The 13348-nt window shown below is 50.2% G+C and carries 13 protein-coding genes; 2 read left to right on the top strand and 11 right to left on the bottom strand.

What is annotated here, in order from left to right:
• Positions 1 to 44: 44 nt before the first annotated feature.
• The 3 genes from smpB to HRM2_RS09465 are packed head-to-tail and all read right to left on the bottom strand — an operon-like array spanning position 45 to position 2586.
• The gene (gene smpB, locus HRM2_RS09475; RefSeq protein ID WP_015903791.1) at positions 45 to 509 is read right to left on the bottom strand and encodes an SsrA-binding protein SmpB; all 465 of its coding nucleotides are present in this window, start codon (positions 507 to 509) and stop codon (positions 45 to 47) included.
• 18 nt (positions 510 to 527) lie between these two features.
• Positions 528 to 2303 carry a phosphoenolpyruvate--protein phosphotransferase gene (gene ptsP, locus HRM2_RS09470; protein ID WP_015903790.1) on the bottom strand — a complete coding sequence of 592 codons (1776 nt, stop codon included), beginning with the start codon at positions 2301 to 2303 and terminating at the stop codon, positions 528 to 530.
• Entirely contained in the window at positions 2296 to 2586 is a 291-nt protein-coding gene (locus tag HRM2_RS09465) for an HPr family phosphocarrier protein (RefSeq protein WP_015903789.1), read from the bottom strand. The genes ptsP and HRM2_RS09465 overlap by 8 nt, the downstream gene beginning before the upstream one ends.
• Positions 2587 to 3130: 544 nt before the next feature.
• Here HRM2_RS09465 and HRM2_RS09460 point away from each other — a divergent pair.
• Both HRM2_RS09460 and HRM2_RS09455 read left to right on the top strand, forming a co-directional pair.
• A complete protein-coding gene (locus HRM2_RS09460) occupies positions 3131 to 3934 on the top strand; it encodes a glycerophosphodiester phosphodiesterase (protein WP_015903787.1) in 804 nt (267 codons plus the stop codon).
• A 22-nt stretch (positions 3935 to 3956) separates the two neighbouring features.
• The gene (locus HRM2_RS09455; RefSeq protein WP_015903786.1) at positions 3957 to 4556 is read left to right on the top strand and encodes a phosphoesterase; all 600 of its coding nucleotides are present in this window, start codon (positions 3957 to 3959) and stop codon (positions 4554 to 4556) included.
• A gap of 416 nt (positions 4557 to 4972) precedes the next feature.
• Here HRM2_RS09455 and HRM2_RS27025 read toward each other — a convergent pair whose 3' ends face one another.
• The 8 genes from HRM2_RS27025 to HRM2_RS09420 form a co-directional block, all read right to left on the bottom strand.
• Positions 4973 to 5128 carry a hypothetical protein gene (locus HRM2_RS27025; RefSeq protein ID WP_015903784.1) on the bottom strand — a complete coding sequence of 52 codons (156 nt, stop codon included), beginning with the start codon at positions 5126 to 5128 and terminating at the stop codon, positions 4973 to 4975.
• A gap of 58 nt (positions 5129 to 5186) precedes the next feature.
• Positions 5187 to 6422: a menaquinone reductase integral membrane subunit QrcD gene (qrcD, locus tag HRM2_RS09450; RefSeq protein WP_015903783.1), complete on the bottom strand. Its 1236-nt coding sequence runs from the start codon at positions 6420 to 6422 to the stop codon at positions 5187 to 5189.
• A 27-nt stretch (positions 6423 to 6449) separates the two neighbouring features.
• Positions 6450 to 7289, bottom strand: coding sequence for a menaquinone reductase iron-sulfur cluster-binding subunit QrcC (qrcC, locus tag HRM2_RS09445; protein WP_015903782.1), 840 nt, complete (start codon positions 7287 to 7289; stop codon positions 6450 to 6452).
• A 32-nt stretch (positions 7290 to 7321) separates the two neighbouring features.
• Positions 7322 to 9469 carry a menaquinone reductase molybdopterin-binding-like subunit QrcB gene (qrcB, locus tag HRM2_RS09440; RefSeq protein WP_015903781.1) on the bottom strand — a complete coding sequence of 716 codons (2148 nt, stop codon included), beginning with the start codon at positions 9467 to 9469 and terminating at the stop codon, positions 7322 to 7324.
• A gap of 48 nt (positions 9470 to 9517) precedes the next feature.
• Positions 9518 to 10192, bottom strand: a complete 675-nt coding sequence (gene qrcA / locus HRM2_RS09435) for a menaquinone reductase multiheme cytochrome c subunit QrcA (RefSeq protein WP_015903780.1) — start codon at positions 10190 to 10192, stop codon at positions 9518 to 9520.
• Between the two features lie 209 nt (positions 10193 to 10401).
• Positions 10402 to 11232, bottom strand: a complete 831-nt coding sequence (ccsB, locus tag HRM2_RS09430; RefSeq protein WP_041273826.1) for a c-type cytochrome biogenesis protein CcsB — start codon at positions 11230 to 11232, stop codon at positions 10402 to 10404.
• Entirely contained in the window at positions 11232 to 12611 is a 1380-nt protein-coding gene (gene resB / locus HRM2_RS09425; RefSeq protein ID WP_015903778.1) for a cytochrome c biogenesis protein ResB, read from the bottom strand. The genes ccsB and resB overlap by 1 nt, the downstream gene beginning before the upstream one ends.
• Before the next feature lie 43 nt (positions 12612 to 12654).
• The gene (locus HRM2_RS09420) at positions 12655 to 13305 is read right to left on the bottom strand and encodes a lysophospholipid acyltransferase family protein (protein WP_015903777.1); all 651 of its coding nucleotides are present in this window, start codon (positions 13303 to 13305) and stop codon (positions 12655 to 12657) included.
• Between the last annotated feature and the right edge of the window lie 43 nt (positions 13306 to 13348).

The raw sequence follows: 13348 nt of genomic DNA, 5'->3' as shown, positions 1-13348 counted from the left end.
AATTGAATATACAGCACAACCCCTGAAAAGTCAAGACCAGCCAATCAATCCTGATACTTTTTCTTTACCCGGTCAAGCTCCCGGTTCACTTCCCGCTCCTTGATGCTCTCCCGCTTGTCATAGAGCTTCTTGCCCTTGGCAAGGGCGATCTGAACCTTGACCTTCCCATTTTTAAAATAGAGCTTCAGGGGAATGATGGTATAGCCCCGCTCCTTGGTCTTTATGATCATCCGTTTGATTTCATAGTTGTGGAGCAGCAGCTTTCTGGACCTTAAGGGATCGTGGTTGTCATAATATGCAAAGGCGTAGGGGTTGATGTGAAGCTGGCGCAGAAACACCTCTCCATTCTTGATCTCTGCGTAGGCATCCTTGATGGTGACCCTGCCATCCCGGATGGACTTGACCTCGGTGCCCGTCAAGACAATGCCTGCCTCCACCTCGTCGGATAGATGGTAGTCGTGTCTTGCTTTTTTATTGGTCGCTATGATCTTTATATGTTCGGATGTCATCTTACCTGAAACTCCAGCCTATTGGTGTTCATCTGACTCCCCAAGGGGAAGAATGTCCTTGTATCTCGTCTTTACAAGGTCTGTTATGTCGGCAACCTTCCCCATTTTAAGAATCTCGTCCACAAGGTTCTTTGTATCCGTGGAATTGATCTTGCGTATCATCTGTTTCACAACAGGGATGGAACCGGGGTTCATGGACAGCTCCTTGAGACCCAGCCCCATGAGAACCGGAAGATTGACAGGGTCTCCTGCCATCTCACCGCACATGACCACCTTCACCCCCGTCCGATGTGCAGCATCCATGATCATCCGGATCAGCCGGATTACGGCCGGATTCAGCGGTTGGTTCAGGTGGGACACCTGCCGGTTTCTCCGGTCAATGGCCATGGAATACTGAATGAGGTCGTTGGTCCCGATGCTGAAGAAATCAACATAGTGACCAAGCTCTTCGGCCATGATCACGGCAGAGGGAACCTCAATCATAATACCAAGGGGGATGTCACTGTTAAAAATCTTCTCCTCTTCTTCCAGGGCCCACACGGCATCGTCAATAATCTTTTTCACCTCAATGATTTCTTCCACACAGGAAATCATGGGTATCAGAAGTTTAATGTTCCCAAAGGCTGCAGCCCGGAGGATGGCCTTGATCTGGGTCATGAAAATTTCAGGCCGACTCAGGCAGAATCTGACTGCCCGCATGCCAAGGGCCGGGTTGGCCTCTTCGATTGTGTCTGAATAGGGCAGTACCTTGTCACCGTTAATGTCCAGGGTCCGGATGGTGACACACCTTGGCGTTACCAGCTCGACCAGCTCCTTGTACTTTTCAAAGAGCTCTTCTTCGGTGGGAAACCGCTTGAGGTCAAGGTAGAGAAATTCTGTTCTGAAGAGCCCGATCCCGTCTGCCCCATTGTCCCGTACGGACACCACCTCTTCCACAAGCTCGATATTGGCCATGAGACTCAGCCGTTTGCCGTCAAGGGTCACGGCGGGAAGATGGCTCTCCCGGGCAAGCCCTGCCCTGTACTCCTCGTACCTGGCACGGCGGTCCTCATATTTAAACAGGGTATCTTCATCTGGATTGATGATGATCATCCCACTTGAGCCGTCCACGACAATAATGTCGTCGTTGGCAACAAACTGGGTGACATTGCCAAGCCCCAGCACAGATGGAATGGCAAGGGATTTTGCGATGATGCCCGTATGGGAATCTCGCCCCCCCCGGTCCGTGACAAATCCCTTGATTCGTTCAAGCTGGATCTGACTTGCGTCTGCAGGTGACAGATCATGGGCAACCAGGATAACCCGCTTATTGATTTCGGCAATTTTGATGTCCTGGGCACCGACCAAGTGGCGCATCACCTGCTCTGAAACCTGGACAATGTCCGTAACGCGGGACTGGAGATAGGGATCATCAAGCTTCTGGAACATGGTCTTAACCTTGAGGGAGACCTTTTTAAGGGCCCACTCGGCATTAACTTGTTCCTTTTCAATGGTCTCAATGGTCTTTCCATAGAGCATCTTGTCTTTGAAAAGCACCATGTGGGTCTCAAGGATGTTGAGCTGGGAACTCAGATCGTCGTTCAACGACTCAATGATGGCTGCATGTTCATCCTTGGCTTTTTTGACTGCGCTCTTGAAACGGTTTATCTCCGGCTGAATCCTGTCTTCCGGTATAAAATAGCGCTTGATGATATCCACGCCTTCACGTTCCACCACATATGCCTTACCTATGCATATCCCCGGTGAACCGCTGATACCGAGGATAACTCTCTGGCTGGATTCTGAATCATCCATCTAAATTTTCTCCAAATCCTTTGTCGATGATGTCCTTGATCGAATCCAGGATGGGCATATCCGCCTCATTCTCAGCCTCCAGCGTAACCTCGTACCCTTTTGGGCATCCCAAAGAGAGCATATCGATAATGCTGGATGCATCTGCACGGTTTTCACCGTCACCGATCCAGATAGCAGCTGTGGCGTTCAAGGCAAGCTTGGCTATCATTGCAGCCGGTCGTGCATGCATCCCAAGGGCGTTCTTAATCGTGGTTGTACGTGATAATATTTTATAATCCGTCACTGTTTTTCTTTTGGTTCCTCTGTATAATCGGCATGGCCACGCATGGTATCTGTTCCGACCACAACGAAATTTGAAACGTCTCCACCGGTGATGCCCGGGTGGGAATTTCATATAAAATTATTGGCAATAATACGTATGAATCTCAAAAAAGTCAATACAAAGGGCAAGACATCGTATAAGCAGCCACAGTCAGCAGGGTGTAATTTTCCTTTTTCCATTATATACGTGACCTGTTATGGGTACTATTGATAGTATCAATAACACAAAGAATATTTTATAAGGAAACATTTAATGACAAATCTTATTTTAATACAGATCATCGCCAGTGTAGTTAGCTCCCAGACCGTCAACACACTTTACTTGAAATGTAATTTTCAGTATAACCCACATAACTGGAGCAGGGTATATACCCTGACCCCAACGAAATTTAAAACCTGAACCTTTGACAGCAGATGCGAGCAGGGGGAAGCTTTACCCTAGCAAAGAGTAAGGCCCATGATCAAGATACCTTCCTCCGGTCGCCGGAATGAGACGAGGATAAACCATGACCAAAAACATCGCCCACAGGGGCGCCAGAAGTCTGGCCCCTGAGAACACCATGGCAGCGGTTAAACGAGCCTTTGACCTGGGTGCAGACCTCTGGGAGACCGACGTCAGCGTTACAAAGGATGAGGCCCTGATCCTCTTCCATGACAACTCCCTTGAGCGAACCACCAATGCGACCACGGTCTTTCCAGGTCGGCCGTCCTACCTTTTCACCGAATTCACCCTGGCGGAAATTTTGGCCTTAAGCGCGGGCAGTTATTTTGAAGCAACCGACCCGGCAGGTGAGATTGCAGCCGGGAACGTCAGCCGCCAGGACCTTGATTCGTTTAAAACAGAACGGGTGCCGACCCTGGAAGAGGCCCTTGTATTTACACGGGATAACAACTGGCAGGTAAATCTTGAATTAAAGGATCTGCCCGGCGGTTTTAATGCCTTCCCCCTGCCCCAGAGAACCCTTGAAATGATCAAACGAATAGGTATTGGCCTTGACCAGTTTGTGATCTCATCGTTTAACCACACCTGGCTTAAACAGGTACAGGCCTTGGCACCTATGGTTCAGGTCCAGGCTCTCCTTGGAGATCTGGATGGAGAAATTCTTGATTTCAAGGATTATCATTTCGAAACTTACAACCTCAATCACACCTCGGTTGACGAGCAAACAATCCAGGACCTCAAGCTTCGCAAAAAAAAGATCAATCTCTTTACTGTGAACGATACCCGGGATATGAACCGGTTCTTAAAAGCCGGGGTTGACGGCATTATCACCGATTTCCCTCAACGACTCGCGGCCATTTTAAAATAATCTTCAACTTGCAAGGAATAAAATGAATCACCAGGAAAAGGTGCTTTGCATCAAAAGGGAGCTTCTTCCAGCTCCCTGGGTTCAAAAAAAGAGTGTCCTCAACATCGACAAAAACCTGTTCTTGCAGACCTGTGACCAGGCAGGGTTTGAGTTTAAGGCCCGTGGCATTATTGAAACAGACCCCTCATTCAAGCAGATCATCCCCTACATCATCATCCAGACAGCAGACCGTGAACTCACGGCAGCCTACCTGAGAAACGGCAGTGAACAACGCCTCCATGACCTCTGGTCCATTGGCATCGGCGGTCACATCAATCTCAAGGACTGCCAGACCCCTTCCTCGTTTGAACAGGTGCTGACAACTGGGATGACACGGGAGCTGGATGAAGAACTGATCAAACGCCCGGACAATGAATGCCCGAATTTCTGCGGCATCATCAACGAGGAAGAGACCCCGGTGGGAAGCGTGCATCTTGGGGCCGTATTTACCCTGAAGACCTGCGATCCCGACCGCTTTTCACCTGGCCCTGAACTCATGGACTTTACATGGAAAAGAACGGAAACCCTCGCACAGCTCAATCTGGAGCTCTGGTCCAGACTTGCCCTTGAACTTATTGCCTGAAATCGCAACAGTTCGATCGTCAGGTCAACCACAGGATCTGTTTTTCAGCAATTACAGTTATGGATTTAAAAGGTATGCGTCAGTCGGTGTCCGTTAGCTGAACCGAGAAAGTCGGGGGATTTTCGAACAAGGCAAACCCAAGCCGCAAAAACTCAGTCGCTGCGCTCCCTCAAACAATTTGCGTCTCATTGGGTTTACCTTGCCCGAAAATCTGATCCCCTTTGTTTCTCAATGTTCAGCCAACGGACACCGACTGACACCCCCATGCTGACCTCCATAATTATAATTGCTGCTTGTTTTTCCATAACCCTGCTTGTTCATCCAAGATGTAAATAAAAAAGGCGTATCCCTGAACTCTTGAAAAGAGCCGGGGATACGCCTTTTTAAACATCAAACCTGTTGTATGGTGCTATTCTTTAATGGTGGGATCCTTTGCCTGCCAGGGTATCGGCAATGGTCTTCACAAGGCAAAAGGTGAGACCGGCACCAAGGATGGCGACCGTGTACCACATACCGCCGAAAAACAGCAGGTGCCCTGCATCCCATGCCCATTCAAAACTAAACGGAAACATAATTATTCTCCCTTATCTTAACTGATTGTACGTCAAATCAGACCTTAATTTGATCGGATTAATCCGCATTGAGTTCCTTTTCCTGGGGAAATACCGGCAGATACCGGTAGGCAAGGGCGATGAGAATGATGCCGTAGGCCACTGGAAGAACCGTGGTTGCAATCTCCTGCCAGCTCGGAAAGTACAGGGCCCAGGTGTCAAAGCTCATGACGGGAACGGCCATGATCTGGAGAACCATGACCCAGCGATTCAGACAGACCCCGAGGGTGCCAAGCACAACGGCTATCAGCAGCAGGCGGGAATTTTCCCTGAAACTTTTCTTGGTCAGGATAATGGCCGGAACAATGCCGCATATAACGATCTCGAGAATGAGAATCCAGATGCCGTAAAAGGCGTTGTCCGAGTAGAAATCCATGAGCTTGAATCCCTGGGAGGGAGCGGTCACCGTTGCCCAGTAGATGGTGTCAATGATCTTTGCAATGATGTAGGTAAAGATCATCCAGCCTGAGATCTTGGCCAGCAGATGAACCACATTGTCCTTGACCAGTTTCTTTTTGGTAATCCCTTCAAACATCTTGAGGACCGTCAAGGTAAAGCAGGGGCCATAGGCCGCGGCAGACCAGGTAAACAGAAAAAAAGTCCAGGGCCATACCAGAAGCCCTTCCCGATAGGCAAAGGGCCGGGCGTACATCACACCTGCAACTCCGCCAAGGGATCCCTGGTGAAAGCAGGAAAGAAAGGCACCGGTTGCGGCAAATATCGCCATGACACCGTGCATGTTGTGACCCAGGTTATGGAAAAAGGGAACCTTGTCCACCTGGCGGTTCTCGAGAATCAAGGGGATAAACTCGATGGTGAGAACGCTGAAGTAAAGGGACAGACAGAAGGCCACCTCTGTGAGCATTGAGTGGACATTGGCATGCCAGAAGATAAACCAGCCCCGCAGGGGTTGTCCAATATCAATGGCAAGGATCAACAGGGCCGAACTATAGCAGATGAACCCGATGACAACGGTGAGGTTGATGATGTTTTTAAGCTCATCAATTCCAAACACATACCGTAACAGGCCCGTGAAAAAAGCGCCGCCGCCAATGGCGATAACGGCTAAATCTGCCCAGATCCAGAGGGCAAATCCATAGTAGTCGTTCATATTGGTCTGGTTAAGGCCCTTTAACCAGCAGAGCCCCATGGCGTAAACACCCCAGAGAACCACGACACCCACGATGGCGATTCCAGCGGCAAAAACCGGGAACGGGCATCGTTTAGCGCCTTCAGGTATTAATGCAGAATCCATATCTATTCACTCCTAACGGTTGATTTGTTACTCATGGCCTTTGTCATGATTGTTCTTGACCTTTTCCCACTCTCCCTCAAGGTAGTTGTCTCCGGCTTTTCTGACCCAATCCCTTTCGGAAATGTAGTAAACCTTGGGGTTTGTCTCAAGGCGTTCAAGCAGGCGGAATGCCTTGGGATTTCGCGGCTTTCCACAGGCATGGGGATCGGGTTTCACCATCTGGTGGACGGCGTGGTCAGGATTGTTCAAATCGCCAAAGGTGATGGCACCGGCTGGACATGCCTGGGTGCAGGCCGTCTGATACTCCTGCTCCTCTATCTCTTCTCTCTCCTCAACATAGGCACGGTCCTTTGCCTGCTGGTAACGGTGGAAACAGAAGCTGCACTTTTCAACCACCCCCCTCATCCTGGGAGAAACGTCGGGACTCAGATAGTTTTCCATGCCTTCGGGCCACTTGGGATCCCACCAGTTAAAATAACGGACATGGTAGGGACATGCTCCCATGCAGTAACGGCAACCAAAGCATCGGGTGTAAATCTGGCTGACAATACCCGTACTGTGGTCGTAATCGGTTGCAACCGCAGGGCAGACCGACACGCAGGGTGAATGGCCATGATCGCCCTTGCCCCCGCAGTGCATGCAGGGACGGGGCATATAGCAGATTTCAGTTTCGGGGAAGGGTTTGCCGTTGGTCAGCTTATAGACCCGCATCCAGGTGATGCTGTCCTTTTTCCTGGTTTCATCTTCCTTGAACGGAACATTATTTTCAGACATGCATGCCACCATGCAGGATCCGCATCCGGTACACTTGTCCAGATCAATAACCATTCCGTATTTATGATTTTTTCCATGATTGTCTTGTTTCATCAGAACCTCTTATGAAAATAACCCATGATGTTTTAGGCCCTGGAAAGCCGTGCCCGGATTCCCCAGGCAGCGTCCAGTCCTGAAACAGGGTCCACAATCGGCCCCATGAGTTCATTTATGTTCACACCCTTGCCGCCCACGTACTTGTTGTTGTCCAGCACATGGCCAAGTCCCTTTGCCATGGCAACAACCCCCGGCATGATTCCCTCAAACAGGTTCACCCGGACCGTTGCCTTACCCTTTGGCGTTTCAATGACGGCAAGATCCCCATGGGAGAGCTTGTTTGCCCGGGCAGTTTCTGGATTGATCTCCACCAGCAGATCCTTGCCCTTTAAAACATTGTCTGACACGGTTTTTATGGCAAAGGGAGAAGAGATCAACGATCCGGCCGAGATCCTTACGTTGTCAACGGGAACCAGGACCAGGGGGAAATCCTTTGCTTCGCCTTCCATCTCAACCGGGGCCTGACTCTTTACTATAAACGAAAAATCGACCTTTACCCCACCACCGGGCGGGGTGGCCGTTTCAGCCGCATACCCCTGGTCGGAGAGTTCCGCCCAAAGGTCTCCAGTGACGGCTTCAAGACATTCCTCATAGGATTCCCAGGGGAAACTTGCCCCAATGGTGCCTTCCATCTTCCGGGCAAGCTCAAGCAATGTATCCCCGGGATTTTTGGTGTTGAACAAGGGTTCGATCACAGGTCGTGAAAGTCCTGTAACCCGCTGGGCCACACCGGCCCCTGAAGGTCTATCCTCCAGGCGTTCAAGGAGCATGTGACCGGGCAGGATCACATCTGCCTCCTGGGTGGTTTCATCCATCACCGATGAAAAACTCACAACAAAGGGAATCTTTTTTACGGCTTCGGTAACGGATCCTGCGTCGCCAAGGGCAAAACACGGATTGGCCTGATGGATCAAAAGGGCCTCGATATTTTTTTCCTTACCGGCATTTGTAAAAAGACCCGCCATGGAGCCCGCGGAATCCAGGGGCGCTTGTTCAAAAGCAGCCGTTGCAAGGTCGTCCATTTCAACGGCAGGCCACTTTTCGTAATCCTGGGCGGCAAGGGTCCAGACACCGCCTTTGGTGTTGATGTTGCCCACGATGCAATTCAGAAGGTGGACTGCGCTGAACTCCCGGACACTTCCGGCACTCATGCCCCTGCCCCGTCCTGCAATGGCAATGGGGGCGCTTGAACGGGCAAAATCCCGGGCAATTTCTATGATCTTTGCGGCCTTGACACCCGTTGTCTGTGCAACGGCTTCAGGTGAATAATTTTTACCAAGTACTGCTGCAAGCTCCTGGAATCCCTTGCCGGATGCCGTCACAAACGCGCTGTTAAAAAGACTCTCCTTGATAATCACGCCTGCAATGCCAAGGGCAAGATCCGCCTCGGTTCCCGGTTTTGCCGCAATCCAGACATCGGCATTGGCGGCAGTATTGGAAAGCCGCGGCTCCACCTGGACCAGGGTTGAACCCCGCTCTTTTCTCGAGCTGTTTATCTTGAAGTTCTTGACGGGCGAGCCCCACCCTTCGATGAGTCCGGCACCAAAGCTCAGGACAAAATCAGAATTTTCAAGGTCAAATCCTGCGGACGAACGACCCCCGTGAATCTTCTCAAGGGTTATCTCCCAGGTTTTCTCCATGGTGTCCATGGCATACACGTTGTTTGATCCTGTCGCCTTTAGAAACCGTGCAAACAGACCGGGAATTGTGCCCTTTGTCTGGTCAGTGACACAGGCAATCTTGTCGGCACTGCCCGACGCCCGGATCTCGGTGAGCCGCTCCGCCACCATGTCCAGGGCCTCGTCCCAGGTAATCTCAACAAAGGTATCGTTCTCACGTTTGAGTGGCGCCTTGATCCTTGAAGGATCGTAGAGGTACTGAATGGCTGAGATGCCATGGAGGCAGACGCCGCCTGCATTTACAGGGTAGTCACTCCGTCCTTCAATCTTGACGGGTCGACCGTCTATTTTCCGAACCATGATTCCGCAGTTTCCAGGACAGAGGCTGCAGACCGTGTTATCATAGGTTGCCTCTCCGGCCGGAGGCACGGGGGTCCATGGCCAGTTCTGGGTCCAGATGGACGAATCGTCCATCAACTTCCAGGTCGCAGGTGTTACTGCCACACCAGCGGCAGCGCCCAATCCCAGGCCCAGGAAGCTTCGTCTATCTACTTTCATAGGTTACACCTCAATAAATTTAAAAGAGTTCCAAGTAAGGGCCATGGCCTATTTATGACACTGAAAACATGCGCCCTTGCTTCCTGTTTCCCGTTCATGGCACTCTGCGCAGTCGTCCATCTTCATGCGATCCCAGGAATTTTTCTTAATTCCCCAGATGTTTTTACCCCAGATATCCCGGCTGTAACCCGTGATTCTGTTCTCCTCATAGGTCTTGGTGGTGGTTGACGTACCAATGTCGCCGTGGCATGATCGGCAATCCATTCCCGCCTTGATGACGTGGGCCGCATGGGAGAAGAAAACACAGTCAGGCTGCTCTGAATAGATCAGCCATGGAACTTCTTTTTCCGCTTCCACATACTCGGTTATAAAAATTTCCTCATCCTTGGTGTCGCCCAGCTGACTTTCGTGGCACTCAATGCATTGGGATGTCTTTGGCATGCCGGAAAAGCTTCCATCCTCACGAAAGAAATGGCAGGCATCGCACCCTCCCATCTCGTCCACATGGAGGGCGTGGTTAAAGTTAAACGGCTGCTCTTTTTTTGAATAGAGCAGATTGGGAAACAATAACCATCCGGATAAGAAGCAGACGGCAAAAGCCCCGATAAAAAAAAGGACGCCGTAACCCGTGGCTGCATCCCCTTTTTTTCCCTGTTCCCGTGATGCGTCCTGCCCGGATGCATCCGTTGAACCGTTTTCAGTTTTCTCTTCTAATTCACTCATGAAAACCCCATCAATTAAAATGTTGATGATACTATTAGGCACTGAACCCCTGGATCTAAGCGATGGTACAAACAAAAGGCTACTTTGATCAAGGCTCTATATTTACGCTGCAGAAGGCGGTGTACGCCACTTCCGCAGACCCATCCCTGCTGAATGTAAAAATTTAAGGTCAATCTATATAATATATATAAATCTTGTCAAGACAAAATCTAGGCATAACTGTGGAGTCCGGGCAGAAGATTGACGCCGAAATAGGTGAACAGGACAGCCATAAATCCCAGAATGGAAACCCAGGCAATCTGTTTTCCGTTCCAACCCCGCATCATCCTCAGGTGGAGCATCACGGCATAAATAAGCCAGGTAATCAAGGACCAGGTCTCCTTGGGGTCCCAGGACCAGTAGGTGCCCCAGGCTGAGTTTGCCCACACAGCCCCGGTGATGATGCCAATGGTGAGAAAGAGAAAACCGAACATCACCATCTGGTAGGTCAGCTCGTCAATGACGGCAAGGGCGGGAAGCTTTGACAGGAAGGCTCCCTCCTGGGTGTTTTCAGGTTTTACAAGGTACATGATGGAGAACCCGAAGGCCACGGCAAACCCGGCATACCCCAGAAAACAGGTAATTACATGGGCAATGAGCCAATTACTCTTTAATGCGGGAATCAAAGGAGTTATCTTGTCTGCAATATTCGGGGAAAGCGACGCATAGGCAATGGCCAGAAAAATAAGGGGGGTGGCAAACACCCCGATAATCCGCTCCCTGTATTTAAATTCTACAAAGATGTAAAGGGCGGCAACTGTCCAGGAAAAAAAGACCAGGGATTCGTACATATTGGAAAAAGGGGCATGGCCATAGCCCATCTGGTAGGATTCAATCCACCTGAGCAGAATACCGGCCGTGTTGCCAAGAAAACCTGTAATCAGTACACCAATGCCAAGGGTTGAGAGAAACTTTTTCTTAAAGGTCCATGAGCCAATGTAAAGCACTGAGGCAAATGCATACACAAAGGTTGTGATGGAGAGTAGCATGGGGCTGTTTATCATGATTTTAATTCCTTCATGGCTAGAGCAAGCTTTGCTGTTTTCAATTTCAAACTCTGGGGATTACGATTGGACGTTGCCGAAACATCGACCATGACTTTATTTTTTCCAAGATCTTTTATCTCCACGCAGTAGCTCTGGTGGGACATGAAAAAGGTGATCCAGCACCCGATGATCATGAGGATAAATCCAGAATAGACAAACCAGACCCCCGGGTCACGGTTGACCTGAAGGCCGGTGTAGTACAGCTTTTCAAAATGATCCACGGCAAAGGCAAAGGTGCCCCGTCTCATCTTGTCAAAGGTGGGAAACTTCACTGGGATGACGATTTCGCTCTCTGTTCCATCCGGGGCGGTCACCTTGCCCACAAACGACTCACCCAGGTTGTGCCCCTGGAAGTTATACCCTTTGACAAAATGCTCCATGACAAAGCTGCCCTGGTTTTCCGGAAGCGTAATGGCTTTGTTAAACTCGATATCCTGCTGAAAGGCAAGGCCGCTCTCCTTGCTTGTCATGGTCAGTGAAATGGATTTTGCTGCGGCAATACCGTAGTTTGACTGGTAAAAGCTGATCCCTTTGTACCGCAGGGGATGGTTCACGACAATATCCGTGGTCAGCACCTCAACCCCATTTTCAATGAGGGTAACGTTGGATTTAAACTCATTGGGTGCGCCGGTGTCATAAAAACTTACGTCAAAGGTGTTGCATCGGATGGCAAAATCAAGGGTCAGGTGTTCGTGGACACCCTGCCTGAGTTCAATCACATCCGTGGTATCACCCTCGGGAATGGAGACACGACCCTTAAAGCCCCAAACACCGCCAATCACAGACCCCACAAGTAACAGCAGAATGCTCGAATGGACCACGTATACGCCAATCCGGGTCCAGCGACCTTTTTCAGCAAACAGAACAGTACTACCCTCAAGGGTCTGACGTGTGACCTTTCCAACCCGTCGCTTCAGAAACCCCTGGAATCGATCAACAATTTCACCGTTATCAACGCTTGCGGCAAAGGTTTCACGATCTTTGAGGCGCCGGAACCGATCCGGTCGAAAAACGATTTTTTTGGGAAAGATGATCTTCCACGTGACCCTGAGACGTTGAATGGAGCAGACAACTATATTAACAGCAAGCATGGCAAGTAGGGTCAAAAACCACCAGGAGTGGTACATGTCATCAATATCAAGGGCCATGAACACCTTGGACCATCCCTGGCCGTACTTCTGAAGATAAAAGACATCTCCCCCATTCTGGGGAATCAAGGTTCCAATAATGGATGTAAAGGCAAGGGCAAGCAGCACCACCACGGTAAGCCTGACCGAACAAAAAAAGGTCCAGACCGGGCCTGCCGGATCTTGCTTAAGGGCTTTTTTTTTCATATTTAATTCCAACTTGTTTACTGATTTACCGATTTAATTGTTTTTATCTCAACAGATAGGGCGCCATGGCGGTCTCAACATGCTTGCGGGTCTGTTCAAACCCGTCCCGTGTAGCCCTGCCATCAATTGTTTCCATGGGCAAATATTTAATGGTTACCCTTGAGAGAGGTTTGGGGATAAAGAACCTGTCCCAGGAATGAAAAAACCAGGCCGACTCCGGAATTACCACACAGGGCACAAGCCAGGCACCCGAACGCTGGGCCATGCGAACCACCCCGGGTTTCACCTTACCCATGGGGCCGGTGGGGCCATCCACAAGGTTTGCCCCAAGGCACCCCATTTCAAGCCGCTGGATCATATCCTCCATGGCATCCTTGCCGCCCCTGGACGAAGAGCCCCGGGCCACAGTCCAACCCGTGAGCTGCGCAACCGGTGCAATGATATCACCGTCCCGGCTTTGGCTGATCATGATGCAGGGATTGAAACGTTTGTAACGTTTAAAATGGCGGATAAGCGAGAAAAAATGCTGGTGAAAGACGCACAGGACAACCGAACCGCCCTGGTCAATATGACGCTGCCACAAGGATTCATTCACGACCCTGATTCTAAGCAGACAGGTGTAAGCCCGAACCAGGCGGTAAAGGAGCCACACAACCCCTTTAGATCGAACCCCCCTTTTCATCGTTTTTTTCATCCATCCCCCTGGCTGTAATTCGTCAAACTGTAAAAAACATCAA

This window comes from Desulforapulum autotrophicum HRM2, from assembly GCF_000020365.1.
Lineage (GTDB): Bacteria > Desulfobacterota > Desulfobacteria > Desulfobacterales > Desulfobacteraceae > Desulforapulum > Desulforapulum autotrophicum.
This window is presented reverse-complemented; position numbering and strand designations above follow the sequence as displayed.

Coding starts and splice junctions, on each gene's coding strand:
- smpB (WP_015903791.1), bottom strand. CDS start 509: ATGACATCCGAACATATAAAGATCATAGCGACCAATAAAAAAGCAAGA.
- ptsP (WP_015903790.1), bottom strand. CDS start 2,303: ATGGATGATTCAGAATCCAGCCAGAGAGTTATCCTCGGTATCAGCGGT.
- HRM2_RS09460 (WP_015903787.1), top strand. CDS start 3,131: ATGACCAAAAACATCGCCCACAGGGGCGCCAGAAGTCTGGCCCCTGAG.
- HRM2_RS09455 (WP_015903786.1), top strand. CDS start 3,957: ATGAATCACCAGGAAAAGGTGCTTTGCATCAAAAGGGAGCTTCTTCCA.
- HRM2_RS27025 (WP_015903784.1), bottom strand. CDS start 5,128: ATGTTTCCGTTTAGTTTTGAATGGGCATGGGATGCAGGGCACCTGCTG.
- qrcD (WP_015903783.1), bottom strand. CDS start 6,422: ATGGATTCTGCATTAATACCTGAAGGCGCTAAACGATGCCCGTTCCCG.
- qrcC (WP_015903782.1), bottom strand. CDS start 7,289: ATGAAACAAGACAATCATGGAAAAAATCATAAATACGGAATGGTTATT.
- qrcB (WP_015903781.1), bottom strand. CDS start 9,469: ATGAAAGTAGATAGACGAAGCTTCCTGGGCCTGGGATTGGGCGCTGCC.
- qrcA (WP_015903780.1), bottom strand. CDS start 10,192: ATGAGTGAATTAGAAGAGAAAACTGAAAACGGTTCAACGGATGCATCC.
- resB (WP_015903778.1), bottom strand. CDS start 12,611: ATGAAAAAAAAAGCCCTTAAGCAAGATCCGGCAGGCCCGGTCTGGACC.
- HRM2_RS09420 (WP_015903777.1), bottom strand. CDS start 13,305: ATGAAAAAAACGATGAAAAGGGGGGTTCGATCTAAAGGGGTTGTGTGG.